The sequence below is a fragment of the Anaerovorax odorimutans DSM 5092 genome, assembly GCF_000426305.1.
GTDB classification, from domain to species: Bacteria; Bacillota; Clostridia; order Peptostreptococcales; family Anaerovoracaceae; genus Anaerovorax; species Anaerovorax odorimutans.
The window spans coordinates 58,125-84,337 of sequence record NZ_KE384520.1 but is presented as its reverse complement, the minus strand read 5'-3'; the positions used below and the strand labels follow the sequence as shown (position 1 = coordinate 84,337).

The 26,213-nt window shown below is 32.4% G+C and carries 19 protein-coding genes; 3 read left to right on the top strand and 16 right to left on the bottom strand.

Annotation, left to right across the window (positions count from 1 at the left end):
• Positions 1 to 243: 243 nt before the first annotated feature.
• The 4 genes from K292_RS18770 to K292_RS0115165 all read right to left on the bottom strand — a co-directional run bounded on the left by K292_RS18770 (position 244) and on the right by K292_RS0115165 (position 3,806).
• The gene (locus tag K292_RS18770) at positions 244 to 393 is read right to left on the bottom strand and encodes a hypothetical protein (RefSeq protein ID WP_156900555.1); all 150 of its coding nucleotides are present in this window, start codon (positions 391 to 393) and stop codon (positions 244 to 246) included.
• Positions 386 to 1,567 carry a cation diffusion facilitator family transporter gene (locus K292_RS0115175; protein ID WP_037373388.1) on the bottom strand — a complete coding sequence of 394 codons (1,182 nt, stop codon included), beginning with the start codon at positions 1,565 to 1,567 and terminating at the stop codon, positions 386 to 388. The genes K292_RS18770 and K292_RS0115175 overlap by 8 nt, the downstream gene beginning before the upstream one ends.
• A gap of 245 nt (positions 1,568 to 1,812) precedes the next feature.
• A complete protein-coding gene (locus K292_RS0115170; RefSeq protein WP_027400551.1) occupies positions 1,813 to 2,739 on the bottom strand; it encodes a radical SAM protein in 927 nt (308 codons plus the stop codon).
• A gap of 242 nt (positions 2,740 to 2,981) precedes the next feature.
• Positions 2,982 to 3,806: an EFR1 family ferrodoxin gene (locus tag K292_RS0115165; protein ID WP_027400550.1), complete on the bottom strand. Its 825-nt coding sequence runs from the start codon at positions 3,804 to 3,806 to the stop codon at positions 2,982 to 2,984.
• A gap of 495 nt (positions 3,807 to 4,301) precedes the next feature.
• Here K292_RS0115165 and K292_RS17520 point away from each other — a divergent pair, with 495 nt between their 5' ends.
• Genes K292_RS17520 through K292_RS0115150 form a run of 3 tightly spaced genes read left to right on the top strand, consistent with a single transcriptional unit; the run spans position 4,302 to position 7,259 of the window.
• Positions 4,302 to 5,414 carry an iron ABC transporter substrate-binding protein gene (locus K292_RS17520; protein ID WP_051280863.1) on the top strand — a complete coding sequence of 371 codons (1,113 nt, stop codon included), beginning with the start codon at positions 4,302 to 4,304 and terminating at the stop codon, positions 5,412 to 5,414.
• The gene (locus K292_RS0115155) at positions 5,414 to 6,493 is read left to right on the top strand and encodes a FecCD family ABC transporter permease (protein ID WP_027400549.1); all 1,080 of its coding nucleotides are present in this window, start codon (positions 5,414 to 5,416) and stop codon (positions 6,491 to 6,493) included. The genes K292_RS17520 and K292_RS0115155 overlap by 1 nt, the downstream gene beginning before the upstream one ends.
• On the top strand, positions 6,486 to 7,259 hold the full coding sequence (locus K292_RS0115150) for an ABC transporter ATP-binding protein (RefSeq protein ID WP_027400548.1): 774 nt from the start codon (positions 6,486 to 6,488) through the stop codon (positions 7,257 to 7,259). Before K292_RS0115155 ends, K292_RS0115150 begins: the two co-directional genes overlap by 8 nt.
• A gap of 156 nt (positions 7,260 to 7,415) precedes the next feature.
• Here the strand turns inward: K292_RS0115150 and K292_RS0115145 are convergent, their stop codons facing one another.
• The 12 genes from K292_RS0115145 to K292_RS0115085 all read right to left on the bottom strand — a co-directional run bounded on the left by K292_RS0115145 (position 7,416) and on the right by K292_RS0115085 (position 26,192).
• Positions 7,416 to 7,772, bottom strand: a complete 357-nt coding sequence (locus K292_RS0115145) for a CoA-binding protein (RefSeq protein ID WP_027400547.1) — start codon at positions 7,770 to 7,772, stop codon at positions 7,416 to 7,418.
• Between the two features lie 285 nt (positions 7,773 to 8,057).
• Positions 8,058 to 9,608, bottom strand: a complete 1,551-nt coding sequence (locus K292_RS0115140; RefSeq protein WP_027400546.1) for a hypothetical protein — start codon at positions 9,606 to 9,608, stop codon at positions 8,058 to 8,060.
• A gap of 107 nt (positions 9,609 to 9,715) precedes the next feature.
• Positions 9,716 to 10,543 (bottom strand): hypothetical protein, encoded by an 828-nt coding sequence (locus K292_RS17515; RefSeq protein ID WP_051280861.1) that lies wholly within the window; start codon positions 10,541 to 10,543, stop codon positions 9,716 to 9,718.
• Positions 10,544 to 10,611: 68 nt separating this feature from the next.
• The gene (locus tag K292_RS17510) at positions 10,612 to 11,934 is read right to left on the bottom strand and encodes a sensor histidine kinase (protein WP_027400545.1); all 1,323 of its coding nucleotides are present in this window, start codon (positions 11,932 to 11,934) and stop codon (positions 10,612 to 10,614) included.
• A 1-nt stretch (position 11,935) separates the two neighbouring features.
• Complete coding sequence (locus tag K292_RS0115125) at positions 11,936 to 12,643, bottom strand: LytR/AlgR family response regulator transcription factor (RefSeq protein ID WP_027400544.1); 708 nt, start codon at positions 12,641 to 12,643, stop codon at positions 11,936 to 11,938.
• A gap of 377 nt (positions 12,644 to 13,020) precedes the next feature.
• Positions 13,021 to 13,992: a phosphate acetyltransferase gene (pta, locus tag K292_RS0115120; RefSeq protein ID WP_027400543.1), complete on the bottom strand. Its 972-nt coding sequence runs from the start codon at positions 13,990 to 13,992 to the stop codon at positions 13,021 to 13,023.
• Between the two features lie 337 nt (positions 13,993 to 14,329).
• Positions 14,330 to 15,787, bottom strand: a complete 1,458-nt coding sequence (locus K292_RS0115110) for a zinc ribbon domain-containing protein (RefSeq protein ID WP_027400542.1) — start codon at positions 15,785 to 15,787, stop codon at positions 14,330 to 14,332.
• Between the two features lie 12 nt (positions 15,788 to 15,799).
• The gene (locus K292_RS0115105; protein ID WP_027400541.1) at positions 15,800 to 17,482 is read right to left on the bottom strand and encodes a zinc ribbon domain-containing protein; all 1,683 of its coding nucleotides are present in this window, start codon (positions 17,480 to 17,482) and stop codon (positions 15,800 to 15,802) included.
• A 137-nt stretch (positions 17,483 to 17,619) separates the two neighbouring features.
• On the bottom strand, positions 17,620 to 17,841 hold the full coding sequence (locus K292_RS0115100; RefSeq protein WP_027400540.1) for a hypothetical protein: 222 nt from the start codon (positions 17,839 to 17,841) through the stop codon (positions 17,620 to 17,622).
• A gap of 43 nt (positions 17,842 to 17,884) precedes the next feature.
• Positions 17,885 to 20,428: a hypothetical protein gene (locus K292_RS0115095; RefSeq protein WP_156900554.1), complete on the bottom strand. Its 2,544-nt coding sequence runs from the start codon at positions 20,426 to 20,428 to the stop codon at positions 17,885 to 17,887.
• Between the two features lie 23 nt (positions 20,429 to 20,451).
• Positions 20,452 to 22,548, bottom strand: a complete 2,097-nt coding sequence (locus tag K292_RS0115090) for a zinc metalloprotease HtpX (protein ID WP_027400538.1) — start codon at positions 22,546 to 22,548, stop codon at positions 20,452 to 20,454.
• A gap of 308 nt (positions 22,549 to 22,856) precedes the next feature.
• Positions 22,857 to 26,192: an S-layer homology domain-containing protein gene (locus K292_RS0115085; RefSeq protein ID WP_027400537.1), complete on the bottom strand. Its 3,336-nt coding sequence runs from the start codon at positions 26,190 to 26,192 to the stop codon at positions 22,857 to 22,859.
• Between the last annotated feature and the right edge of the window lie 21 nt (positions 26,193 to 26,213).

Below are 26,213 nucleotides of genomic sequence, written 5' to 3'. Positions count from 1 at the left end.
TACTCGCTTATAAAACATCACCCCTTTGGGTGATTTTAAGTTTTATTAATTACTTTTTCATATAAACTCTTTAAAATTACCTAGAACCTAGAAGATTATAGAAAATATAAAAGTTAAATTGTATATAATAATCGTAGTTATTTAAGGCATAAAAAATGTTGAAGACTCTTACTTTTATAGTTCTTCAACATTAATTATTAATTCATATTATGAAATTTTAAAAATCTTCATTTCTTTAAGGAATTAACATTTTTTAATACACTCAGAAATCCAAGGGAAAAGACCCATCGTTGTAGTATATAAAAAAGAACAATCCATCATAGCCATCACTATTTCTTCTTTACTTCCGTATCTGTACATTCCGGATTCAATAACATCTTCCAGATCAAACATTTAGACCAAACTTATTCATTGCTTCTTTCGGGGTGTCTTCTTCTGTCAGAAGAACTTCTACATTTGCATCAGAAAATACATACTCAGGACCTTTACTTACAAAAGCCTTCTTTATTATTATAATATCAATACCGTTTTTAATTAAAAATTCTGCTGCCAATATTCCTTTTCCCTTTTCTTCGTTTATATATGGATTTTCCACAATATCAACACGATCTGCTGTTTTATTTCCTTCATTAAATGCTGCAATTAAAAACCAAGGAGCTTCTCCAAAATGCGAATTAATAGAAGTTTTGTCTTCTGTTAAAGGAACAGCATATATTAGTTCATTTTTTTGCACCGGCTCATAATGAATTAAAACTTGATTTATATTGCACAATTCATGTTTTATCTGATTTTCTATTTTATCTGCAATCAAATGAGCTTTATCTAAATTATGTGTCTTGATAACAATATTAGCTTCAATGAATTTAAATCGGCCAGAGTTTCTACCTGTTAATGTTTTTATTTCTACAACCTGAGGTGTATTCTCTATAATTTTTTCGGTTTTGCTTAATGTTTCATAATCAACGGAGGCATCTAGTAGAACACTTACACCGTCTTTTAGTATTTCAATTCCAGCCTTTACTATAAATACGACAACTATCAGTGCGGCATATTTATCTAATTGATAACCTAGAGAATTACCTACAATAGCAATCATAACTACACTATTACTTAATACATCAGTACGTATATGTTCAGAATCTGCAAGTAAAATTGGAGATTCTAATTCTTTAGCAATTTTTTTCTCATACTTTGAAAACAAGAATGTAATTATAACAGCAAATACCAAAATAACAATCCCTACTGCTGAATTCTTTATCTCAATTTCTGTTGAATAATGAAGAGCTTCAACTGCAATCTCATATCCTGTATATAAAATCAAAATTGAAATAATAACCGACATAAGATTTTCTATTTTATAAAGACCATAAGGAAATGCTTTTGTTTTTCTCTTTGCTATCTTTAACCCTAAAAAAACTGTTGAAGATGCAACAAAATCTGCTAAAGTATGGAATACCTCTGCTTTTAATGCAATACTTCCCGTTGCTGCTGCAGCTATTGCTTTTATAACAAATAAAAAAAAGTTTATTGAAATGGCAATTAATGCTGTCTTTTCACTCTTTTCCATATATATCCCCCCTTAAACTTGGCAAAATTATACTTTTAGTATATTTGAGTTATGAGCATATGTCAATAACTTTTTTTATTTTATAGTTTTATTAATATATGTAAAATAAAAAAGTTGGTTTATAATATTATTCATAAACCAACTAATCATTTATTTATATTTATCTTAAAACTTTATCTCAGAATTCTAATATCTCTATATTTTCTGTTTAATTATTTTAAACAAACTAAAATTTAAAAAACTTATTATTTTATTCTATAAGTATTATAGCCCTTATAACTTAATACTATAATATTATCATCTTTACCTAATCTACATAAAAGTTCATCTATATTTTCACAACCTCTTAATTTTAAAAATTCTTCTATTTCAAATTGGTTCATAGGGTGACGTTTTATAATACTTAATATAGCTTTATAATGATCTTTTATTTCGCTGTGAAATCCTTCTGATTCCAACAAATCAATGGAAATTCCTTCTAAAATATCAACCGCCTTTTTCATTTTTTCTGAATCTATTGGTCTTACGAATTCTTCTGCAGGAGGTCTTACTGGTGTATTAATATATAATCTTTCATATTTAAAGTTTTTTAAAAATTTCTTATACTTATTCAAGAAATCCAAACTATCATTCATACCATCAATAAGCATAGTCTCAATCCAAAGCTGTCCTTTATAATTCTTAGAAAACTCAATCATACCCTCCTTCACTTTATCAAAATCAATACTCCCATGTGGTCTGTTTATCTCCTTTAAAGTATTTTGATTATAAGCATCAATAGTTGGTAAAACTATATCCGCAGAATAAAGTGCATTTCTTACTTCCACGTCATAAAGAAGTGCTCCATTTGTAATAACTGCTATAGGAATCTGAGTTCTTTCTTTAATAGCATAAATTAACTCTCCTAATCCTAAATATAATGTGGGTTCTCCCTCTCCTACTATTGTAATAACATCATATTTAATCTTACTTTTTTGTATTTGCTCAAATTCAGAAATTATATCATCTATAGGGAAAAACATAGTTCTCTTATTAGTTAAAGGATTTGTTCTTCCTAACTGACAATAAACACAAGAGTAATTACATGTTTTTTTGGGAATAGGACTTATCCCTAAAGATATTCCTAATCTTCTTGATGGAACTGGTCCAAATACATATTTCATTTCTGACATTTAATTACCTCCCTATTTAGAATTATTTTTATATAATTGATAAAATAAATAAATTAGGTTTTAATTTATTGCTAATTATATTCCAGTTATGAGCATACGTCAATAATTATCTTTTTATATTTTCTTCATAATTTCCTTATAAATACAAAAATTTCATATATAAAAACACCTTTTCTGAAAAATATATTATTTCCATAAAAAGGTGTTTAGAATTTTAAATTTATTACGCAGCTATTAGTTCACTATAAAAAGATTTCCGGTTCTTTTCTTTGCATAAAGTCACGTTCAAGCATCATTTTATGTGATAAGAATGCTTCATCATCAAAATATTTAGCATTATTTGGACATTTATTAACACAGGCATGGCACTTAATACAAATCCCCGTTACTTCAGATGAATCCTCTATATTTATTGATCCCATAGGACAACTACTAATACATATACCACATTTATTGCATTTTTCATGGTCTGTCTTAGGCTTTGCTTTTAGGAAAACAGTTGGCTTTCCATCAAGTCCTTTAGGTTTATAATATTCTGTAGGAGGATTATTTCCTTTAACAGATATTGGTTTAGGAATATCATTTAGCATATTTACTTTATCAGCGATACCTTTAGAAAAGACTTCTGCTTTATCCATGTCATCTTTATCAGGTCTGCCAGCTGATAAAACTTTTGAAAAAGCATGCTTTGCTGCAAAACCTGCACCTGCAATGGTGTGAAAGCCATTACTTTCCAAAACATTTCGCAGTTCAATCAAGGCATCATCATAACTACGATTACCAAATACAGCTATTGGAACCGCCATAGCGTCATTTCCTATAAAATTATTTTGTATGTAAGGCAGTATTTTATTTGGTATTCTGCCAGCATATACTGGAGTTCCCCAGATTACAAGATCTGACTTGGAAAACGAATTTATTTCATTCCTTACAGACGGTAATGTATAATCAAGTCTTTTTACTTCGGCATCCAGCTTTTTTCCAAGAGAATCAGCAACAGCAACAATTATCTTTTCCGTGTTTCCGTTAGGGCTAAAATATACTGCCCATACTCTGTCTATCTTCATTTTAAATCGACTCCTCTTTTTAATAACTTTAACATTATTATATATCAAAATTAAAAAAGTGCAAATTAAGCAATCAACCATTTTCATTTGTTTTTTTAAATTTATATTTATTATACATTAAGATATGAATCTAATGTTTTACATTTTAAACCCTCCTTTAGCTTAAACATAAATTACATTAATATAAAACTGACCTGACCATTTAAATATCTTATTGTTTGTTTTTCTAAAACCTTTATATATTTATACATTATATCTTTTTAAAAATAAATTCGAAATTTTGATAAATTCTTATAATTATTTATATATAAATACATTATTTAATATAATTTTTATGTTTTCACCCAAATTTAATACTGAAATATCCCCCCATGGAGCTTGTGAGATCAAAGCTTTTATGCGAAAATTATTGATAATTGCAATATTTTAATATTTAAAACATGTAAATTTTATTATTATTGCTAAAGATCTTTTAAAAAAGGAAGGAATTATAGAATGAAAAAATTTATTGTACTAATTATGGTTATTGCTCTTACAGTCTGTATGTTTGCAGGATGTGGAAACAAAAATTCTGATGCGGATTCCTCATCTTCTGAAACAAGAACTATTACAGATTGTCTGGGTCGTGAAGTTGAAATACCTGCAAATGTGGAAAGAATCGTACCTCTTGCAAATACTCCGCGTATGATTACATATCTTGGCCTTACGGATAAAGTAGTAGGTATAAGTGGTTTTGATGAAGAAACATTAAGCCCTCTTCAAGCTTACGCTTATGCTAACAAAGATAAATGGAGGGATCTTCCTGTTGTAGGAACAGATGCCATGGGAGCTACAGATTATTACCCTGAACAAATAATCAGTGTAAAACCTGATGTAATATTATGCACATACACAAAAGAACTGGCAGATGAAATCCAGAGTAAAACAGGCATACCTGTAGTAGCAGTTCCTATGGGAACTTTATTCGGAAAAGACTATGAAGAAGCTCTTCGCATGCTAGGTGATGTTTGTGGCGTAGAGGACAGAGCAGAAGAAGTTATTTCCTACATAAACGATTGCCTTGATGACCTTAAAACCAGAACAGCTGATGTTCCTGACACAGATAAACCTACAATTTTAGGAGCTGCTGCAACATTCAAAGGTTCACACGGAATAGAAGGAGTTTATTCTAATTATTCCGTATTTAACGCAATAGCAGCAAATGATGTTGCAAAGGGAATATCAGATAAAGAAGGCGGTGTAATAGTTGATAAAGAACAAGTTATTGGATGGAATCCTGAATATATTTTCTTTGACTATAGCGGTCTAAAGCTTGTTAAAAAAGACTTTGAAAAAAACCCAAATTTTTATGAACAATTAACTGCAGTTAAAAATGGTAATTTATATCAATACCCTAATTCTACATCCTATTATTCAAACGTTGAAATACCTATTATAAATAGCTACTATGTTGCAAGTGTAATTTACCCTGAGCAGTTTAGTGATGTGGACTTTGAAAAAAAAGCAAGTGAAATATTTAAATTCTTCCTAAATGATAGCGATTACCTTAGTAAACTTAAAGATGCAGGCATAACTTACAGCAAAGTTACCCTTAATGGAGATAAATAATGAAATATGACCAAACAATTGAACTTCAAGCATATAATAATTTTGTAAAACGTAAAAAATTCATCTTTGTAATAACTGTTTTTATAACAATTATAGTTGCACTTTTTGCAGTTAGCGCCGGTTCATTAGATATTCCTATTCCTGAAGTTGTTAAAACTATTATCGGAAAAGGACAAATACAATCTGAAATGATTATAATGGGAATCAGACTTCCCAGAGTTGTAACTGCCATCATTGTAGGAGCGTCTCTTGCCGCTTCCGGTGCTGTAATGCAATGTGTACTGCAAAACCCTCTGGCATCAGCATCAACCTTGGGTGTCTCCCAAGGTGCAGCATTTGGTGCAGCATTGGGAATTATAGTGTTTGGTGGAGGGGTTGTGAATTCTGACTCCGCAGCAACAGCAATTACAATAAATAATCCTTATATAGTAACTTTATGTGCTTTTGTATGCGGCTCATTGTCAACATTGGTAGTTATTGTTCTATCACAATTTAAAAAGGATTTAGGTCCCGCAGGACTTATCCTAGCAGGTGTTGCATTAAGTTCTCTTTTTACAGGAGGAAGTACACTGCTTCAATATTTTGCAGACGAAACAAAAATAAGTGCTGTAGTATTTTGGACATTCGGAAACCTTGGCTCTACAGGCTGGGCTGAAATATTAATTCTTACAATTGTTTTCTTTGTTGCTCTTATATATTTTCTTCTAAATCGTTGGAACTATAATGCAATGGAAAGCGGAGCTGATACAGCAAGGAGCCTTGGAGTAAATACTAGAACAGTTATGCTGATCAGTATGGGGATTGCATCCCTTACTTCAGCAGTTGCAGTATCATTTGTTGGAATTATAAGTTTTGTAGGGCTTGTCGCACCACATATTATGAGAAGATTTGTTGGCAATGACTACCGTTATCTTATACCATGCTCAACTGTTACCGGAGCCTTGCTTCTTATTTTAGCAGATACCTTTGGCAGACTTATAATTGCACCAGTTATACTTCCAATAGGCGCAATCACTTCATTTTTAGGTGCTCCTTTATTCCTTTATATTCTGTTTAGGGGGTTTAATCATAATGGTTAAAATAGAAAATATAACTTTTGCATATAATCAAGCCTCAAGAAAAATTCTTAAAGATGTAAGTTTTGATATACAAAAGAATCAATGTATAGCTATCTTAGGTAATAATGGAGCAGGAAAAAGCACATTACTAAAATGTATTGACCGTATTTGTCCTGCTCAAGAGGGTATGGTATTTGTTAACAGCTCAAATGTATTTAAAATGACTAAAAATGAAATGGCACAGAATATTGCTTATGTACCCCAAAGTAGTACATCTATTAATATGACTGTATTTGATTCTATTCTTCTTGGAAGAAAGCCATATATAAAATGGGATATAACCTCTGAAGACAGGAAAACTGTAAGTGATTTAATACAGAAGATGAATTTAGGAGATTTCGCATTACGTAATGTCTCAGAACTTTCCGGAGGCGAAGTACAAAAGGTTATGCTTGCAAGAGCTCTGGCACAAGAACCAAAGCTTTTATTACTTGATGAACCTACAAGTAATCTTGATCCACGTAATCAGCATGAAGTTCTACGTATAGTAAAAAAAATTGCTCAAGAACATAATATTTGCGTAGCAATCATTATACATGACCTCAATCTTGCTATTCGTTATTGTGACAGATTTTTATTTCTTAAGGATTCACAGCTTTTCTCTTATGGAGGCCTTGAAACAATGACTCCTGAAAATATTGAGCAAGTTTACCGAATTCATGTCCATATCGTTGAACATATGGGAATTCCCGTTATAGTTCCTTTTCCTGAGGAAAAAGTTATATAACTTTAAAATACATTTTTACTCTTCTTTTTTCAAAATAAAAGGAAAGCAGGCATTATGAAAATTAAAAACATAATGTCTGCTTTTTTATATTACACTTTTTACCGCTCTAATATAGTCAAAGTTTTTCCATCTATAACAAATCATTTTATCGTATTATTATTTATATAGACTTAAGCCAACTAATAAACAGCTTTCAATATAAGGAATTTCATTCTGTTTTAGGTAATCAAGGAGTTCTTCACTTTCTGCTCCTGGTTGAATTACCACATTTTTAAATTTTTTATTACATTCTTTCATAAGATTTAAACCTTTTACGGGATTAATACATAAATCAATTACATCTATATCATCTTCTGGAATATCATTTATTGATTTTAATTCTTTCCCCACACTATAAACCTTATAGTTAGCATCTTGCATCTGCTTTTTTATTTTATAAGCATATTTTTCTTCATTTAATGTGTCTCCAACAACCGCAAAGACTTTTTGTTCCATTGTTTCTTTTAAATCCATAATATTTACTCCTTTCCTACATGCACTTATTCTACTACCATAGCTTATTTTTATCCGTAACAATGTCACATAATTAAAAAATATTCATACTAATTTTAACAGTCTTCGCATTTTTATATTGAATATATATATTTGAAAAATATTTTTTTATAAAATTCTAGCGCCATCACAGTTTTTTCAGCCTAATCAATGTTATGAATATTTAATAATAAACAACATCATTATTAGATATATTATATCAGAGAAAATATTAAAATACTACTTAACGTTATCTCATTCAAATTTTTATGCGTAACCAAAAAAACTGCTTATATTCAATTTAACACTATTGTCATTGGTAAATTTTGAAACAAAATTATTCCAATTCTTTGAAAGAGTTTCAATTCCTGACTCTTTATCAATATAGCCATTGTTAGAAAAATCAGGAACTAATGCATTTTCGCTGTATTTTAATGTATTTTGAAAAAAATTGTTCCAAAATATTGAACCACTGTTTCCATAACGATTCAGATTTGAATACTGCAAATTATCGGTTTTATCCATATGCTGATTTTTCCCGAATACGGCACCTTCTTTCAACGCTTTTACCATATCACCTATGGTCTTATAAGTGCTGATAACTTTATTATAGACTTTAAATATTTCATTTTTATTAAGGTCAGCCATTGTTTCAGGTTCTGCTACATTCTTTCTTTCAGCTTTTAATTCTTCATTTAACTTGTCCGTAATATTAGTGACAAAATTTTGTATAGATTTAGTAACAGCATCCTTAAGACTGTCAGAAACATCACTGTATTTATTAAAAACTTCACCTTTAAGAGAAAGCTCCGCAAGTTTAAATCCTATCTCTTCTTCACTGTCATAACAACTTATAGCTCTTTGCCCATTATTATCATAACTTCCTATTTCAGACACCATTGCTTTAGTTTTTTCAATTTCTTCTAGGGAATAATATTTATCTACATTTTCTGATGTCTTTAACACTTCGTCTTCTTTCGCAGCCTTTCTAAGTTGGCATGCCATATAAGAATCGTCACTTTTTAACCATTGGTTTTGTGTTCCGTTAAGGTTTGCATAATCCTTTCCGTCTTTTATGTATTCGGAATATTTATCTATACTTTCGTTATATGCTTTTACAATGCTATCATGTATTTTTTGTGTTTCACCACTTACTCCGTTTTCACTAAAAAATTCTCCGATTTCTTTTGCTGTTTTCTCTGCAACAATCTCAACAGACATATTATATTCAGATTCCAATTTATTTAATAACTTATCTTTTTCTTCTCCAACGTAGTTATCTTCAATATGCTTTTTTGAAACTGCATAGCCTGAAGCAAGATAATCTATACTATGTCCAATTGATGCAGTATCTTCATTTAATCCCATTATATAAAATTCTGTTCTACTGCTGTCATAAGACTCCTCCTGAATGCCCTGCTGTTGTAATCTTTCAATAAAATCCTGAGGTACAGAAGAATTAGGATCACGCAGTTTTATATTTTCACAATTACCGCTCATTATATCTTCAAGGTTTATTGTAAATTGCTTATTATACTGATAATTCAGTGCATCCCCTATTGTATATTCACGTTGTGATGAAGGAACAATCTCACACTCAGTTATCGGTGTACCCGTATAATTTTTCATATCAGATTTCACAACTTCACCTGAATATAATATTTTATCTATCTCTACAGGTGCGCTACTTCTTTTTGATATTGTATTTGCTGAATTAATATGGTTTAATACCCCTGCATTTTGTTTGGCATAATTCTTTGCAGTAGGCATGCTCTTAATCCATTGAAGATATTTATTGCTTAAATTTGAAATGTTCATTAATCTTAATCCACCCTTCCTTTAATACTTTAAAATAAATCCCATTATTTACTATATCGACTATTTTAGTAAAAACTTAAATGGGACTAGAAAGGGGAATATATCTACTAAACTTTTAATGTCTGTTTAGTGGCATGCTGCTTCCTATAGGTGTCATTGTCTTTTGTACGTAGCTCAGACTCTATCTTAGATAAACACTGTTCTAACTCCTTATGCTTATCTTCATTATCAGCAGCACCCTTTAACTGTTGTTCAATCTGCTGTTTTTGTTCTTTCAGTTTCTTGATTTCAGCGTCAACCTTATCGGTATTAATTGTTGTATTCCAAACTTCTTTTTTATTATCACTTTTTTCAGGGCCTTTGCCTTTTCCCTCTTTTTGGCTGTCTTTCGCCTTGTCCATTGCTGCTTCAGATGGTACGTTGTTTTGTTCTTGTTTCTCTACAGCATCTGTCTGTTGTGTTTTTGACAGTGGCTCAGGACGATCAAATACAATTTTTTGCCCATTTCCATCATTTTCCAATCGGTAAATACCAGGAAATTCTTCTGGCTGGTCATTACTCTTAATATATTCATCATGTGTTCTGGGCAAGGTAGCGGACACCCCAGATTTTTCAGTTTTAGACGCATTAAGTTCCTTAACTTTAGTTCGCATAAGGGCGATGGACATTTGTTTCATTTGTAGTTCGGCACTTTTTAAATTTGCCATCTCTTTATCTCCATTTGCAACATGTTGTGTAAATTCTTTATTCAGTTTTGAAAGTTCATTCTCTTCTTTTTCAATATCAGAAGTAAGCTGATTAATTTGGGATTTTACATCCAAATCCTTTTGAGAAGCTTTATATGTTTCTTCAGTAGAATTTACCGTTTGACTATTTCCCTCTTTATAAATATAAGAATTTTGCTGACAAACAGTATTATTAACGGCTCCTATCATAACTTCTTCCTCCTTTGTCATATAATACTCGTGCTCATATTTCCATTTTATAAATAAAATAGCCACTTTCAATAAGTTTGTTGCAGAATGTTTTGGGAATGTTGCGAAATGATAAGCAATATATTTAGCTTAAATATATTATCCACCACTTCAATTTCCATTTTTCCATTGTATTTTTTAATGACAGCCCGTATATTTGAAAGCCCTATTCCCTCTAAAGGAGTTTTTGTATTTTCCCTGCAACGATTTTCAATATTTAGTAGATATATATTTCCTTTCTGCATGCCAGATAAATGAATCCACCGGTCTTGTTCAGCAATAGTCTCACTGGCATTTATTGCATTATCAAGAGCATTGGATAAAATAATGCACCAATCTATATCAGCCATAAAACTCTGTGCAGGAATAAGTATGGAACAATGAATGTGAATTCCTTTTTGTGCTGCGACACCTAGCTTACTGCTAAGTAATGCATCTACCGCAATATTTCCCGTTTGTACTTGAAATGACATGCTATCAGACATCACTTCCATATGTTTCAAATATTCCCTTGCTTTATTTGTCTTACCCTCTTTTATCAATTTATGTAAAATAAGCAAATGATTTTTAATATCGTGACGAAATGACCTGGTCTGCTCATATCTTAATTTCGCTTCTTTTACATACACTTCTTGATTTTGTGTCTGCTGTTCCAATTGCTGAATTGTCTGTTCATGTTGAATTGTAGTAACCAATTTCTGATGAGCAACTAAAGCAGAAATCAAACCTCCGCAAGCAAGCAAACGTAAAACCAGTAACTCAAAACTATTTAATTTTGGAAAAATTAATCCTTTTTCCGTATCCCAAATAATCGTGTTACCATAAATAAAGTCTGACACAAAGGCCTCAAAAAAAGTAATGAACACAACTGGCAGAAGTAACACCAGTAAAATTGGCTCATCAAATTTACACATATTTCTTGGAAAAAATTTTAATAACATTCGTGAGGTTAAAATCAGCAAAACAATAACTACGGTATTTTGAAATAAATCCCCAAATCTTAATATCATTTTAGAATTGACACTGGAAAGCAGCCAAAAAGTGACAGACTGCATAATCCCCACTATAATGCTGTACAAAGAAATTATCAATAAAGATGAAACCAAAGATTCTATAAATCTTGACTTATGAAACAACATCCCGCAACCTGCCAAAAGCATTATTCCCAAAAGTACATCCCAAAACTCCGTAGTCCATTCCAAGTACCTGCAAACAGCTAAACCGCATGATAAAACTGCATATACAGCACCCCTATACCATCGGAAACCAGCACCCTCCAGACGGCAAAAGTAATAATATAACAACACGGAAACCATACCTGAATACAACAATCCAACGATCATAATGTTCATTTTACGTTCCCTTTCTTTTCATATACAACATCATAGCATCCATAAAATCTTGATGCCGAAGTCTTGATGTTGGAACACGCTCTCCATTTTCTAATATGATTTGCCTGTTGGTGTACTCTAACAAATAATCCAAGTTAACAAGATAACTGCGATGACATTGTACAAAACGATAATCAAGTTGTTTTTCAACATCTTCCAATTTGCAGTAATACTCAATAACACCATTTTTTGTATGAAGATATATTTTTCGGTTAATCACTTCACAGAAATAAATATCATCCAATTTAACTGATCTACACCAATTCATAGTCTGGATAAATATACTTTTACCTTCTTGCTCTTCTAGTTTCTTAATTGCTCGATTCAATGCTTTCTTCAACCGAATATCATCAATTGGTTTACAGATATAGTCAAGAGCTTCAACTTCAAAGGCATCGTATACATGTTCTGCTAAAGCAGTAGTGAAAATAATTAATCCGGAATTTTCATTTTCTCTTATTTTTTTAGCTAATGTAATACCATCTTGCTCAGGCATTTGTATATCGAGAAAAAATATGTCGTAAGCACACGAGGTCTGCAAAAGTTCCGCAGCATTAAAAAAACATTCTGTTTCACAATGCTTTTTCCATTCTGCCATGTAATCTAATATTTTCTGTCTTAAAAGTTCACATGAGATTTTTTCATCATCACATATCGCTATTTTTATCATAATATTGCCCTAACCATTTGTACAGCTTTTACTTTTTCATAAATATAACCTTAATGATTTATCTTAACTTTTTATCTCAAGCCTATTCTTATTATTTTTTCAAATAAAGCAGTTCATTTCAATAGAATTGTTGCAAAATGTCATTCTTATGTTGTGAAATGATAATTTGTACATTTATCATTATATTATATTTGATTAACTTAAACAATTTCAATGAAAGCAAAGGAATACATTTATAAAGAGTATTACTCATGAGCGTTCCGAGTAATGGAAGAGAAAAACTACAATCATTAGTTTGATATCTAACTTTATGAGATAGGAAAAAAGGGAAAGACCATAGGGTTTAAAAATCCTACGGCCTTTATTTATTATTTGAATTATTTTATTGAAGCTGTGATAATAGCCATCTTATAAACTTCATCTGCATTGCAGCCTCTTGAAAGATCATTAATAGGTGCATTTAATCCTTGTAAAATAGGACCATAAGCGTCAAAGCCTCCAAGTCTTTGTGCAATTTTATAACCAATATTACCTGCATTTATATCAGGGAATACAAATGTATTTGCTTGGCCTGCAACAGGTGAATTAGGTACTTTTGTTTTTGCTACTTCAGGAGCAAAAGCAGCATCAAATTGAAGTTCACCGTCCACTGGGAAATCTAAATCCTTAGCCTTTAATTTTTCTACTGCTTCACGAACCTTGTCTACAGACTCTCCTTTACCTGATCCTACTGAACTGTATGAAAGCATAGCAACCTTAGGTTCAATTGAGAAGATCTTTGCTGTTTTAGCACTTTCAACAGCAATCTCAACTAAATCATCAACACCAGGGCTTATATTGATAGCACAATCTGCCATAGTATATCTTTCGTCACCTTTTTCAGTTACACGATGCATTATAAAGCAACTTGATACAATATTGTTTCCAGGCTTTGTCTTAATAATTTGAAGTGCAGGACGTACTGTGTCTGCTGTTGAATATGTAGCACCGCCTAAAAGACCGTTTGCATGTCCCATTTTAACCAGCATTGTACCAAAATAATTTGTTTTTTTCAAAGCTTCACGACATGCTGCTTCATCCATTTTTCCTTTTCTTATTTCTATAAGCTTTGCAACCATAGCATCCATTTCAGGATAACTCATAGGATCTATAATTTCAATACCATCTATAGAAAATCCATTTTTTTGTGCTGCATCTTGAACTTCCTTAGGATTTCCAAGTAATATAGGTTCAAGTATCTTTTCTTGCTTTAAACGACTTGCTGCTTCAAGTATTCTAGGATCTGAACCCTCTGTAAATACAAGTTTCTGTTGATCGTTTTTTAATTTCTCAATCATAGTTTTAAACATTATTCATCCTCCTAATGAGACTATATCTATTAAATTGTCCCTTTGTTTCTCATTTCTAATGATATTACAAAATGAAAATAAATGCAATAATTATTCACTTGCCTATTCATTAGTAGCAAAAATATTCCACCCTGTATTTTTCTTTATTTTAACAAAATTAATTAGTTTCTTAGGTTCTAATTTAAACATTGTTTTCCTTTTATATTTAAAGATATATTCTTTCAAGCCATATCTGAACTTAATCTTACGAAATCCTTAAGCTTTTATTAATTTTAATCCTAGTAGAATCACGTCCTTGTTTTATTTTTTGTATTTAATTCTTTTTGCTGTAATTAAACTATTCATTTACTCCATTACTACAATCTGTATTTTTATATTTAACCATAAGTTCTACCGCTTCACGCATTGCAGCCTGATCTTTTATGACACAAACGGGGGTATAATCATCTCTATCGGAACTCCACTCAAACTTCTTATTTTTTTTCGTATCACAGCCTCTAAAGGACTCCAGCGCATATCCATCAATTTGTTTTCTTAAAGTTTCTCTATTAATGATTTTCACATTTTCTTCTAATGGTCTACCTAGAGCAGCATTTACTGCATTTTCTATACTATTATCGGTTTCATATTTTTCACCTTCATAAAACTCAGTAACATCTTCATTATTTTCAAGATTAACTTGTACATATTTCCCAACTTCAGAATATGGTATTATGAGGTCTCCATTAAATGTTGAAAGGAATGAATCCTCTCCTTCAAATCCGGTTAAAATTCTATTTTCTCCGGTATCCAGATTATACTTCCTGACAATATTAATATCATCATAAAACAAGGTTGAATAATAAAAATAATTATCTACAAAAATCCCATTTAAAATCTCTTCAAATCCTCTGTTTTTATTGTCTATTAATATCTCGCTTTTTCCGGTTGACAATTTTGTTCGATAGCAATTCAAAGCGGTTTCATTATCACGAGTTCCTGTGTAATATAAATACCCATCTGCTACGGCGACTTTCGCTTTCATTCCCCTTTGACCCTTTGGGTTATCCATTACCTTAATAAACTCAGGCAGCCCCTTCTTTTCCGGATTATATACGGCAATTTTTTTTGAATCCTCTAACAAAAAGTAAATCTTATTTTTGTATTCCACCATAAAAGACTCTGGGAGTAAAAATAAAAATTCGGCCTTTCCTCCCTCTTTTGGCATTCTAAAATAAGCAGATGGAAATCCCATTTCTATAGGTTTAAAAGAAAAATACATATAATCTCCGCAAATTGTAAAGGACTTTGCACTGAGTATAAGTCTTTCTCCATCTATTTCTCCCATATCTGCATAAACTTCAAACATAAGATCCACTTCACGAGTATTTTTATCAATTCTGTAAAAGATACCCATTTCGTTATCGCTTAAATAATAAATATAATCTTTATCAGAATAAATATTTAAGTCTGTATCGCTTAGTGATATAATCTTGTGTTCTTTATTCTTCTCATCTCCCTCTTCAGAACTAATCCTATTATGTATGCCATTAAATGGTGTAAATTTTACTATCTGTGTATGAAATTTAAACAAAATGAGAAATATTAATGAAATAATAAATAATAAAATTAAAATACGCTTTCCTTTTACACTTTTATGCTTATTTTGATTCTCATCATCATTACCTATGTTATTGGTCTCTTCCAAGCTGCTTGTCTTTATTTCCGAATCAATAAAACTTATTAGGGAGCTTCCGCAATTGGCACAATACCGGGCATTATCAGGCAATTCTTTTTCACAATATGGACAAAACATTTCTCTCCCCCTTTAATTAACAGTCTGGTATTGGTTTAAATATTGATATCTTTTATATTCATAACCTTCACCATTTTCGAGGTAATCTTCCACTCTTTCAGTAGAATACTCAGCCACATCGTCATCCAAAGTTTCAAATTCATACACATATTCTGCTTCTTTGAAGTCATAGTATTGGTCAATACTAGTATCTACTTGAAATTCAACAGCTGACATCTGCAGCCAAAAAACAATCTTTTCTGTTCCAAGACCTGTAACTGTAAAAAATCCTTCTGCATCAATATTTCCATCCTTATAAAAATATATATTCAAGTTATACTCAGCTTTTTCTGCAACTTCATTTGATTTCTCAGCTCTAGGTATTTTTATTTCACCAACTAAATTTATTAGATAAGGATTATTGGGATCCCACTTTATTTCATAAGAACAATTTTTAGATGTCCCCTTAAATTGAAAATTATTCCACCCATATCCAACTTTATACTCCTTATATTGAGGAAGCCCTACTGATGTTTTATATTCACCTGATGTCTCTATTTGAGCACCTGTAAAATCAGGCATAAAATCTACATCGCAAGAAAAATCCCATACTGTTTTTCCAAAACAGCTGTGCTCCATTTTTTGCAAACTTTCAAATCTGGCTTGGGCTACTTGCATACCTTGCTGCATACCTGTTAAATTATCTTTATCAGGTTTATACGCATCATAATAGTAATAATTTACAAACTTATCAAAGTCTTTTACATCAGTCCTTATAATATAATACACTCCATCCAGCTTTACATAAAATCCGTTTTCAGCAATCCTCTTCATAAGTTCTTCCGATATATATTTACCTCCGCCTTTTACTCTCTTTGGCACTTTACCATCTTCAGGTATCTGTGGAGGATTCACAGCCACGCCGCCATCCTTCTTTTTTTCCTTCTCTTTATTAGGAGTTTTCGGATCATTCTCTTTGTTATTATCATTAGGAATAAATCCCTCACTCCATTCACCATCTTTAATTTTTTTCCAAAACCAAACTTTCTTAATTCTATAATAAGTTCCATCAGGAGTGACTTGATTTTGATGATTACTCTTCCAACCTTCATCACTTGTTATTTTTATTGCTTCTTTCTTAGTAAGAGCTGCAAAATTTATACTTTCAACATTCTCCTTGTTTTGAAAATCACTATATTCCGCAATAGCTTTATTCTCATCATCTGCTTGAAAATTATTACCTACAATTGCCTGTGCCATAAGTTTACATGCATCTTTTTCCTTATCTTCTTTTGCAAATAATTCAAATTCAAATTTTTCACCATTATCAATATTAGAAATATAAATAACAGCTTTGCCATCATCTCTTACCCATTTGCCATTAGGAAATTGGCTACTATTTACATCAGCTTTTTTATAATCCATTTCCGCATGATATCCTGTAAGATCATCTGGGCCAACAGATTTTGACAGTAAAACATGCTGAATAAAAGGCGTCCACAGCAAAGCTATTATACCGCCAACTACTCCAATAACTGCCACAATTTTCGCGGCAGAACGAGAAACATGCCCCCTATGAAAAACATGATTTTTTAAATTTTTAGATTCTTTTTCTCCATTATTATTACTCATTTCAGACTGTATTAGATTGCTTCCGCAACTATTACAAAACCTTGCTTCATCAGGTAAATGATTTCCACAGTTTGGGCATATCATCAAATTTCCTCCATTTTCAACATTATATTTTCAAACTTGAGATAGTTTATTAAATTCTTAATACTATCTTTCTTTTTTAGAAATATGACAATTAAAATATTTCACTTCAGTTTAAAACTATATTAATCTAAGCATATCTAAATAATTCTGGGAGATTTCAGAGGAATACGTCTTAACATTTCGTCCGAACCACTTATAACTCTCATTTCTCCAATATCTATTTGTTTTTCTTTTTCATTAACGGCAGTAACAGGAATTTCATTTGTAACAGGTGTCTCTTTATAAATACTGTTTCCGCAATTTGGGCATACTTCAAGACCATCATCTTCTATTTTTTCACCGCAGTAAATACAAAACATTATTATTGACCTCCTTATTGATAATTGAATATATCAGCGATAATTAATATGTCATTTTTTCAACTTGCTCAAGATTCCATTTCTTTGTCTTATCTTTTTCATCTTTAAACCATATTGTTTTTTTAATCTTCTGTGACTCTATACAAATAGCTTTATCATTTAATAAAATCCAATTTCCTACTGCAGCATATGGCTTAGAATTGTCACTCAATTTCATGTCAAAAACTTGATTAATATCTAGTTTGTCTCCATTTGTTTTAATACTTTTAAAAACTAATCCCGCTCCATTATTAGACTTATCCACGGCAATAAGATCTTCACTTATTCTGCAAAGGAAAGCATTAAGATCTTCATTTACAATAAAATGATTATTGTAATAAATAGGATTAACTCCGTAAGCAGAAACAAAATCTTCATCCGAAGAATCTATATCCAACAACGAAAATTTTCCTACTCTTGATATATTTCCGTCAGCTAAATTTATTCTCGAATAATATGCTATATAATCATAACTTCCGCCTAAATACATCTCATCGTCACAAATTGAGAAAGGCTTAAACATATGAAATTCAGATTTTGCTCCACCACTCAATACATCACATAGCTTTGTAGTATCTATATTCACATATTTCATTTCTTCTTTTTTAGTATTAAAACAACCATATTCATTTCTATCACTGAAAAGTAAATATAGATCTCCCTCATACCCTCGCATAAATGCCTCATCTTCATCAAATATATGCTCAACCTCGCCACCTTTTTTTGGTGCTTTAAAATAAGCATACTGGTTTGTATCGTTATTGATTTTGGAAGAGAAATAGATATAGTTACCAATAACAGCAATGGAAGAAGCTGTCTTTATATCATCTCCTAAAGAAATTATTTTTTCAGGGACTGCATTTTTATCATTCTTTTTTATCCTGTATATCTCTCCTCCTATATTATACGTTGAGGGCCTCCAATTAGGATCTGTCTGTTGTTCTATATATTCATAAGTTTTCATTTCTTCATCGCCCTGCGTAAACAGATAAGGTTCTGACTGATTAATTGTATAAATATAATCTTCATCTTCATCTGCTAAAAGAGAATATAAACTTGTATGACTAAATGAGGATGTTAAAATCTTTTTTGTATTTACCACATCTTCAGAATTAAATACCGAACTTGTAATATTTCCGTTATTCATAATTTGAACTTTATATTTTTTTATATTATTGAAATCAAAATCTTCTATTGGCATATCAACAGTCCATTCTATAACATTACCCTCAATATTTGTTTCATCTAACTCTGCTATAGTACTGGCATCACCATTCTTTTCATATTGCCATAGATATGACTGCATCTCTTCAGGTTTTACTTTTTCCCCTTTTTCACTTTTTTCATTGAAAGAATTTAACGCTACAGAATATTCTCCAAATAAGACTTCCCAATCACAGATCATATCTCCATCATCTCTTGAAGAGTCATAAGCCGGATAATTTGATTTCATATTGGGAACTTCCAATTTTATAACCGCTTCCTCTGGTGATATAATCTGAACTTGTAAACTGCAATCACACGTCTCAGCAGATTTCATTACTTCTTTATCGGTTTCTTTTTCATGCCCTATAAATGGGAAATTTATATTGTCAAATATTCCATAATGCCATGTTATTCCAATTACAATAGCTACGATTAGAACACAAAGAGCTAAGATTTGTTTTTGAGGTTTGGTACTTCTATTATCCTCCTTATTAAATTCTTCTTCATTAAAATCCTCTTTCACAGTAATTTCTTCAGGTATAGGTAAACTCTGTTCAGTATATTGGTAATCCTTGATTAAGTACTCAACCTGTGCATATTCGCCAGTTTGTGTATCAAACCAAGTAACAAAGTCCACTGTATTCCCCAATTCATCATCATATGTATAAATTGAATAATAAAGCCCGCTTCCACCATCAAGTTGAAAACCCTCAGGAGGCAAATATTGTTCATCTTCAGATTCTGACTGTAAGTTAACTTCAGGAGAAACATAATTTTCCTGGTCAAATAACTCTTCTGAATTAATCTCTGTGTCAGTGTTATCACTTTCCATTAAGTTCATTTTATCAATGTTATATTCTTCTGTTAAAGAACTTTCTTCAACGGATTCAACCTCTTGCTGAACAATATTGATTTCTTGAGTCTGCGAACTCTCATAAGAAGGATTAAAGTTATTTATATTTTCCTGTGTATATTCACCGCTTACACAATCAAACCATGTGATCCATTTTGTAATACTGCCGTCATCTTCGTTTACATAATCAATTTTAAAATAACGTCGGCTTTCATCATCAAGTTCAAAACCCTCAGGAGACAAATATTGCCCCTCTTCAGATTCTGGCTGTAAATTAATTTCAGGAGGATCAATTTCGACTGTATCATTTGCTTCACCTGTTGAGTCAGAAATTTCACAGCACTGCTGACTATATTCACCAGTATCTGCATCAAACCATGTAATCCAGCATGTCTGCCCTCCGTGTTGCTCATCTATATAATCATACTTATAATATAACCCTGTATTTTCATCAAAACTAAATCCTTCCGGTGCAATATAATGCTGCATAATTTTTTCCCCACTTTCTGATATTACATATTCGGTGGACATATAAATATTAATGATTTTTCGTTTAACATTTCCACTCTTCCGTCATTAAATTTGACAACTGCATTTCCGTCAGGATTTTTCTGCTGTATATGACAAGGATCATAAGTACCCTTTTGCTTATTAAATCCAAAAGCTTTCAATTGATTCAATGCATCTTTAACAGAAGTAAGACAGTTTATATGAACCCATTCGCGATTATTATTTAAAAATAGAAAATCTGCATAAACATCCTGTATATTAAGTACTTGCCCATAATGCATACGTCCATCTTCACTGAATCTGCCGTAACAAAAATTATTTATTTCAATCTCTTCTGTCCTCATAAATTCTATTGGCTTATTAGGCACAGGCTTTTGTGCTTTTGGTGAAGGAGGGAAAGCTGCTGCCATCCCCATAGGAGCTGTTCCAGCCGAATAAGTATTTATTGATGAAATATTATTGGGAACAAATTCTTTTTTATTTACAGATAACCAGTTTTTAACTCTATCTATTCTATCTGTTGTATCAGGATGAGATGATCTAAGGCTGGCGAAAAAGCCTTTTTTAAATGAATCTCCATCTATTGTGTTTAATCCACAGGCAAGTTCATTTCCATAACCTATTTCAGCTGAAAATTTATCAGCTTCAAACTCATTTTGTCTGCTTGAATGCATAACAAGCAGCACACCCAATTTTGTCCATAATTTAATAAGGGATAGTAAAAGCAAATCTACAAGTATCCTTACAATAAGATTCCCTATACCTCCAAAGCTGCTTTCCCCCTCACCTATTAGGAAAATAAACAATGTCACAATAACTCTAAGAATAACAAACATAATACTGAGAAGTATATTGCTGACAAGAATAACAAGTAAAAGATCTGTATCTTTATGGGCTAAATGTCCGAATTCATGCCCTAAAATCCCTTTAATTTCTCCATCACTAAGCTTCAAAAGACCTTTTGTCACACAAACGGTTTTTCTTCCTGTTGCAAAGGCATTCATATCTTCATCTTTAGAAATAAATATTTTTACTTTTGGTGATATTGAAGGATCAAATTCTCTTGCTTTAGCATAAACTTCTTCAAAAATTCGTTGTATTCGCTGTGCTTGTTCTTTATTTTTAAATTTACTTAATTTTTTACAGCCACTTTGAAATCGTAAAATAAATTCCCCAAAAGGAGAGAGTGCAATCATTAAGCTTATTATATAAAGAAATATAGCCATAGGAATTATTTGAGGCATAGCAAAACCGCCAAATAAAGCTATGTATAGAAGAAGGTTCAAAGCTAGAAATATAATAGTTCCAATATTATTCTTTTTAAACAATCTTCTGAAAAAGTCTATTATATATATTTTTGATAAACAGTCCAAAGCAATTTTTAAATATTTTTTTATATTATTTACAGATTCTTCCTTGTTCAAATTCTCAACTTTTTGTTTTATTTTATCTGATTTTTGTTTTATTTTATCAGAAGCTTCTTTTATTTTATCTGCTGAAGTATGAACTTTATTTTCAATATTTGTTTTATTTGTTATTGTTCGTGGTGCTTCTGCTTTATAATTAGGTATTGGCGGCGGTGGCGCTACCATTGTTTTTTCATTTGGTATTGGTGGCGGTGCTGCTGCCGTTGTTTTCTGATTTGGTATTGGTGACGGTGGCACTGCCATTGTTCTCTGGTTTGATATTGGCGGCGGTGGTGCTGCCATCGTTCTCTGGTTTGATATTGGCGGCGGTGGTGCTGCCATCGTTCTCTGGTTTGGTATTGGCGGCGGCGGTGCTGCTGCCGTCGTTTTCTGATTTGGTATCGTGGGTGGTGCTGCCGTCGTTTTCTGATTTGGTATTGGCGGCGGTGGTGCCGTTGTTCTCTGGTTTGGTATTGGCGGCGGCGGTGCCATTATTTTTTCATTCGTTATTGGTGGCAGTGGTGCTGCCATTGTTTTCTGGTTTGGTATTGGCGGCAGCGGTGCTGCTGCCGTTGTTTTCTGATTTGGTATTGGTGGCGGCGGCGGCGCCATTTTCTTGTTTTGATTTTCTATTGGGTTAGATTGAAAATTATTAATATTATCATTTGGTTTTGAACTGCTGAAATCTTGCATAAGTTATGCTCCTTTTATCTAATTTTAATAATATTTATTGATGCCACATTTACTGCCTCTTTTTTATAAATAAATAGCAGTAGTCTAAGCTCTCTTTTTACATATTATTAAGTTCCCCTATAAGTTTATTTCATAATTTCATTTTAAGGTATAGATTATTTTCACATTCATATGTCTTAAATTGTACATTTTATTTATCATGTCATAAAAAATTCTACCGACACACATAAAATAGAGCGGAGATTTTTATATTTCTCCGCCCTATTTTTTACTTAAACTTTAAACTGGTGTTTTTTTATCTTACAAATTTATTCAGACAACAGATTAAATATAATCTGTGACATTTGTGCTCTTGTTGATTCTCCTATAGGATCAAGTTTTCCATTGCTTCCAGAAATAATACCTGCATCTGCCAACGCCTCTACAGAAGATTTTGCATAGTCTGCTATCTCTTGTGAATCAGTAAATTGTGCAGAAGATGCCATTGAATTTTTATCTGGAACTTCACCTAGTACCTCGAGTGCACGATACAACATAGTAAACATGTCCTGACGACTGATCTTAGCATTAGGCTTATAGAGATCACTACCCACACCTTGTGTAATATTTAATTCTTTTGCTGCAGCAAGATAAGCCGTATAGTATGTATTTCCTGCATCTGCAAAGTTGCTTACACTGTTTTCCTTCGGTTCAATTCCATATGCTCTCATAAGCATTACAAGAAACTCACCCCTTGTTATAGCCACATTGGGACTGAATGTAGTTTGTGATGTTCCATTTGCAATTCCACGCGCTGACAGGAACGTAACAGCATCAGAATACCATGCGCTGTTGCTTACATCAGAAAACATAATTTTATTGTAGCCTACTGCATATTGTGAGAAATGACCTACAACAAAATCTACATTTTTTGTTTTATCATTATACTTACCTCGTACGGTCTGAAGATTTCCATTATCGTCTATATAATAAACAACTACTGCATTTTTATCATCTCCGGATTTTAATGTATACGGAATGCTGATGCTTGCCAAGCCGCCATCAAAGGAGCTGATTTTCGTATCTCCTGATAAAACAGTTAGATCATAAACCGGATTTTCGCCAACTAAATTTTTTACTTCATCAGAAAGATTTATTTTATCAACGTTTTCCATACGAATACTGACATCTTCATTCCCCTTATCCCCAATTGTTTTCATCGCTTTTTGGTCAAAGATAATGGAACCGATTCCAGTTTCAATTTTCATCCCTGCTTTTGTTTCTTTTATAATAGTACCAAAAACAGCTTTTTCAATTGTCACTTCCGCAGCTTTTGCAGCTGCATCTGTTTTTACACTAATTTCTATTACAGCTTTTTTATCCTGCTTTTCTGCCTCTTTGGCCTTTTCAATGAGTCCTGTAATAGTTTTCGCAGGCATTGTGATAGAAGCTTTTCCCTTTGCATCTGTTGTGGCATTCACAGACGTTGATATGGTAGTTGTTTCTTGCGAAGTTGTTTTTACTTCTGTGGAATTTGTTGTTTTATTTGTTGTTGTCGTTGAAGAACCGCCACTGTGCCCTCCACTGTGCCCGCTACTATGGCTGCCACTATTTTCATCATTATCTCCGCCACTTGGAGAATCTGAATATGGCGTAAAGTTAACAGTCAGTTTAGTTTCATTTTCTCCGCTTGCAGAGGTTGCAAGCCAAATATTTTTTGTAGTATCTACATCTGATTTGATCCATAATACCAATTCTTTATCCGTTCCGCCAACTTGTAATGATTCATTTTTATCCTTCTCTGTGAGCTTTGCATAGCTTCCTGCTTCAGCAGTTTTATAGTATAAATCCGTCATAAGATAAGAAGAACCATTATTAACTTTCAAATTTCCAATAATCAACCCAATCCACTTAGCTTCTCCTTGCTGTGTATCACTGCTGGCATAAGTAGTCAAAGCTTTCTTCCCTTTTACATCAACTGTAAAGTTATTGGTCAAGCCAATTCTTAATGGTGTTCCTACGTTAATTTGACCTTGATTTTTTAAATGGGCAACTAATGCTGTTTCTGTTGCTGCAGTATCCTTAACAGTCAAATCTATCTTGTCCTTTACTGTAAGTGTAACTCCGGCACTCTGGCTTGACGCATTATAGTTTGAATCTCCATCCTTTGTTACAGTAAAAGTTGCAGTTCCAACCCCTTTGACAGAAATCGCTCCTGTAGCCTCATCCACCGCAGCAACGTCAGGATTGCTGCTCACATAATGAAGTGCACCTGTGCCACTGCCTCCAGTTAGCTTCAATGCAGGCGGGGTTAATCCTAAAATGCCAGTCTCCGATGACAAATTAAGAACCGGTACCTCCTGATTTGCCTTTGTTACTGTAATCGTAACATCAATTCCTGTAATAGCATTATAATTCTCCTCATCCGGAGTATACTGCACTTTAAATGTATTGTTTCCTACATTCCCTACCAAGGTAGTTTTTGCGTCCTGCCAGCTGAACCCTGATGGCAAGACTATATCCGCAAGAGTTTTTCCATATTCTGCTGTAATTCCGGTAATAGGCTCCGGGTTATTTGGAGTTGCTTTTGCTATGGTAAAAGATTTAGTTGCAACTTTTCCCTCATATTCGCTTCCTTCTTTTCCACTAATAACAACTGTATAGTTTCCTGCATTTTTTACTTCATTTGCAGAAATAGCAGAACCATTCTTTTCAAAAGATACCGTATAATCTGTTCCTTCTGTTAAAGTTACTGGTGTCTCATCTGTAGTTTTCACTATAATATTCGGTGTAATTTGGCTGCCGTTGTAAGTAAGATTTCCTTCAACAGTTGCTTGAAAACTATCAAAAACAAAATTTACCGGATGGCGGGTAATTGTTAATGTTGCAGTCGTATCATCTATTATATGAGTATCGTATACATCAAGATAGTATTCATCATTTGCATCAACTACCATATCTCCCAAGCCATAATTCCATTTAGCATTATAGTGCGGATATTGATCTCTAATATCGACTATACCGTTTGAATTTGACTCTATTATAGATCCTCCTTGTCCATACACTTGTCCATACACAAATTCAAATGTATGTTCGACCGGTACTCCTCTAACCTTAAAGGTAGCTTCTTTATCATCTGGATGATAATATTGATCATCCGGCGGATAAGGATTTTTTGTTCCCACATAATAGGCCGTATAAGCAGCATCGCTCTCAACCTGTTCAACAGTAATATTAGTATTCAATGTAGCAGATGGACCATTGTTTTCATTATTATCATCTGTAAAAGAAATAGTAACCGAATCGATGTAACGTTCAGCAACACTTTCTCCATTACGTGTAATCCAACCACACAATCCAACAAAAGGATTAACACTCCCCCCCTGAATTTTGTCTATCCAGCTATCATTATTGATCCTGCCGTTTATGTCCACTTGAAAAGAATATGCATACATCTCATCTTCTATTTCTTCCACTCTATCAAAATGTAAACCAAGCTCTGTATATCCTCCTGAATAATGCTCATTGCCAATCTCTCCTATTCCCAGTTTCAGCCCTGTTGGCGTTGGAAAGCTTAAAGCCGAAGCAGTAACCGGTAATAAGGTTACCAACATGCTCACGACTATCAGCAATGCTAAACTTTTTTTATATACGTTTTTATTCATAACACTTTCCCTTTCTTTTGT

What these genes read in the sequence shown, in the direction of transcription:
- K292_RS18770 (WP_156900555.1), bottom strand. Translation starts at nt 393, where the DNA reads ATGTTTGATCTGGAAGATGTTATTGAATCCGGAATGTACAGATACGGA.
- K292_RS0115175 (WP_037373388.1), bottom strand. Translation starts at nt 1,567, where the DNA reads ATGGAAAAGAGTGAAAAGACAGCATTAATTGCCATTTCAATAAACTTT.
- K292_RS0115170 (WP_027400551.1), bottom strand. Translation starts at nt 2,739, where the DNA reads ATGTCAGAAATGAAATATGTATTTGGACCAGTTCCATCAAGAAGATTA.
- K292_RS0115165 (WP_027400550.1), bottom strand. Translation starts at nt 3,806, where the DNA reads ATGAAGATAGACAGAGTATGGGCAGTATATTTTAGCCCTAACGGAAAC.
- K292_RS17520 (WP_051280863.1), top strand. Translation starts at nt 4,302, where the DNA reads ATGAAAAAATTTATTGTACTAATTATGGTTATTGCTCTTACAGTCTGT.
- K292_RS0115155 (WP_027400549.1), top strand. Translation starts at nt 5,414, where the DNA reads ATGAAATATGACCAAACAATTGAACTTCAAGCATATAATAATTTTGTA.
- K292_RS0115150 (WP_027400548.1), top strand. Translation starts at nt 6,486, where the DNA reads ATGGTTAAAATAGAAAATATAACTTTTGCATATAATCAAGCCTCAAGA.
- K292_RS0115145 (WP_027400547.1), bottom strand. Translation starts at nt 7,772, where the DNA reads ATGGATTTAAAAGAAACAATGGAACAAAAAGTCTTTGCGGTTGTTGGA.
- K292_RS0115140 (WP_027400546.1), bottom strand. Translation starts at nt 9,608, where the DNA reads ATGAACATTTCAAATTTAAGCAATAAATATCTTCAATGGATTAAGAGC.
- K292_RS17515 (WP_051280861.1), bottom strand. Translation starts at nt 10,543, where the DNA reads ATGATAGGAGCCGTTAATAATACTGTTTGTCAGCAAAATTCTTATATT.
- K292_RS17510 (WP_027400545.1), bottom strand. Translation starts at nt 11,934, where the DNA reads ATGAACATTATGATCGTTGGATTGTTGTATTCAGGTATGGTTTCCGTG.
- K292_RS0115125 (WP_027400544.1), bottom strand. Translation starts at nt 12,643, where the DNA reads ATGATAAAAATAGCGATATGTGATGATGAAAAAATCTCATGTGAACTT.
- pta (WP_027400543.1), bottom strand. Translation starts at nt 13,992, where the DNA reads ATGTTTAAAACTATGATTGAGAAATTAAAAAACGATCAACAGAAACTT.
- K292_RS0115110 (WP_027400542.1), bottom strand. Translation starts at nt 15,787, where the DNA reads ATGTTTTGTCCATATTGTGAAAAAGAATTGCCTGATAATGCCCGGTAT.
- K292_RS0115105 (WP_027400541.1), bottom strand. Translation starts at nt 17,482, where the DNA reads ATGATATGCCCAAACTGTGGAAATCATTTACCTGATGAAGCAAGGTTT.
- K292_RS0115100 (WP_027400540.1), bottom strand. Translation starts at nt 17,841, where the DNA reads ATGTTTTGTATTTACTGCGGTGAAAAAATAGAAGATGATGGTCTTGAA.
- K292_RS0115095 (WP_156900554.1), bottom strand. Translation starts at nt 20,428, where the DNA reads ATGCAGCATTATATTGCACCGGAAGGATTTAGTTTTGATGAAAATACA.
- K292_RS0115090 (WP_027400538.1), bottom strand. Translation starts at nt 22,548, where the DNA reads ATGCAAGATTTCAGCAGTTCAAAACCAAATGATAATATTAATAATTTT.
- K292_RS0115085 (WP_027400537.1), bottom strand. Translation starts at nt 26,192, where the DNA reads ATGAATAAAAACGTATATAAAAAAAGTTTAGCATTGCTGATAGTCGTG.